General features: G+C 68.6%; 1 protein-coding gene. It reads right to left on the reverse strand.

The genetic code is table 11. The features are described 5' to 3' along the window. Positions 1-2241 (reverse strand): excinuclease ABC subunit UvrB (gene uvrB / locus F9K20_RS21160; protein WP_291006772.1); only part of this gene is annotated, 2241 nt, incomplete at its 3' end. Between the last annotated feature and the right edge of the window lie 144 nt (positions 2242-2385).

Consider the following 2385-nt stretch of genomic DNA (forward strand, 5'->3'; position numbering starts at 1 on the left):
TCCCTGTCCCTCCCCCACGAGTTGAGCGCGCGCCTCCGGCGCGACGGGGGAGGGGACGCTGCGGCGAGCCTTCCCCGGCGCATTGGCATTGGGGCCGTACTTGCGTTCGCCGGCGAAGGTGCCGGCCTTGTCCTCGACGTCGGACTGGCGGACGAGGGGATCGTCGGCGATGGCGAGCTCGGTCTCGCGCAGGCGCTTGATCTCGTCGCGCAGGCGCGCGGCGGTCTCGAACTCGAGGTCGGCGGCGGCCTCGCGCATCTTCTTCTCCAGGCCCTCGATGACGGCCTTGAGGTTGTGGCCGACGAGGCTCGCATTCTCCTCGGCGAGGCCGGCGTCGACGGTGACGTGGTCCTGCTCGTAGACGGACGACAGAACGTCGTGGATGTTGCGCTTGATGCTTTCGGGCGTGATGGCGTTGGCCGCATTCCAGGCCTGCTGCTTCTCGCGCCGGCGCTCGGTCTCGGCGATGGCGCGCTCGAGGCTGCCGGTCATGGCGTCGGCGTAGAGGATCACCTTGCCGTCGACGTTGCGGGCGGCGCGGCCGATCGTCTGGATCAGGCTGGTCTCGCTGCGCAGGAAGCCTTCCTTGTCGGCGTCGAGGATGGCCACCAGCGCGCACTCGGGGATGTCGAGGCCCTCGCGCAGAAGGTTGATGCCGATCAACACGTCGAAGGCGCCCAGCCGCAAATCGCGGATGATCTCGATGCGCTCCAGCGTCTCGATGTCGGAGTGCATGTAGCGCACGCGGATGCCCTGCTCGTGCATGTACTCGGTGAGGTCCTCGGCCATGCGCTTGGTGAGCGTGGTGACCAGCGTGCGGTAGCCCTTGCGGGCCACCTGGCGCACCTCGTCGATCAGGTCGTCGACCTGCGTCTTGGCGGGGCGCACCTCGATCTGGGGGTCGGTGAGGCCGGTCGGGCGGATCACCTGCTCGACGAAGGCGCCGCCGGTCTGCGCCAGCTCCCAGCCGCCGGGCGTGGCCGAGACGTAGATGGTCTGGGGCCGCATGGCGTCCCACTCCTCGAAGCGCAGCGGGCGGTTGTCCATGCACGAGGGCAGGCGGAAGCCGTACTCGGCGAGCGTCGCCTTGCGGCGGTAGTCGCCGCGGAACATGCCGCCGATCTGCGGCACGGTGACGTGGCTCTCGTCGACGAACACCAGCGCGTCGTCGGGCAGGTACTCGAACAGGGTCGGCGGCGGCTCGCCCGGCTGGCGGCCGGTGAGATAGCGCGAGTAGTTCTCGATGCCGGCGCACGAGCCCGTCGCCTCCATCATCTCCATGTCGAAGACGGTGCGCTGCTCCAGCCGCTGCGCCTCCAGCAGACGGCCGGCGTTGTAGAGCTCGTCGAGGCGCTGCTTCAGCTCGGCCTTGATGGCCTTGATGGCCTGCTGCAGCGTCGGCTTGGGCGTGACGTAGTGCGAGTTCGAGTAGACCTTGATGAGCTTCAGCTCGTCGGTTTTCTGGCCCGTGAGCGGATCGAACTCGGTGATGGCCTCCACCTCGTCGCCGAACAGGGAGATGCGCCAGGCGCGGTCCTCCAAGTGGGCCGGGAACAGCTCCACCGTGTCGCCGCGCACGCGGAAGGTGCCGCGGATGAAGTTGGCGTCGCTGCGGCGGTAGTGCAGGGCGACGAGGTCGGCGAGGAGCTGGCGCTGCTCGAGCTTCTCGCCCGTCTGCACGGTGAACGTCATGGCCGTGTAGGTCTCGACCGAGCCGATGCCGTAGATGCACGACACGGAGGCGACGATGATGACGTCGTCGCGCTCCAGCAGCGCGCGCGTGGCGGCGTGGCGCATGCGGTCGATCTGCTCGTTCACCGACGATTCCTTCTCGATGTAGGTGTCGGTGCGCGGCACGTAGGCCTCGGGCTGGTAGTAGTCGTAGTAGGAGACGAAGTACTCGACCGCGTTGTCGGGGAAGAAGCTCTTGAACTCGCCGTAGAGCTGCGCGGCCAGCGTCTTGTTGGGCGCGAGCACCAGCGCCGGGCGCTGCGTGCGCGCGATCACCTGCGCGGCCGTGAACGTCTTGCCCGAGCCGGTGACGCCGAGCAGCACTTGATTCCTTTCGAGCTCCGCCACTCCGTCCACCAGCTCCTGGATGGCGGTTGGCTGATCACCCTTGGGCTCGTACTCCGACACCAGCTTGAAGGCGATGCCGCCCTCGCTCTTCTCAGGGCGCGGCGGGCGGTGCGGCGTGAACACCTGCTGGGCGCCGGACACGAGCGGATGCGATGCAATCATCGGCTGCTGGGCCAGCACGGCGCGGGCGCGCTCGGAGCGCTCGTGCGGCTTGGCCAGCAGCGCGTTGAGGCTTGCCGTCATGTCGGCGATGGTGCGCGACGGCGGGGCGGTGTTGCGCAGCGCGGGGAGGGTCTTCGCCCCCTC

Source organism: Hyphomicrobium sp., assembly GCF_009026145.1.
In the GTDB taxonomy this organism is placed as follows: Bacteria; Pseudomonadota; Alphaproteobacteria; order Rhizobiales; family Hyphomicrobiaceae; genus Hyphomicrobium_A.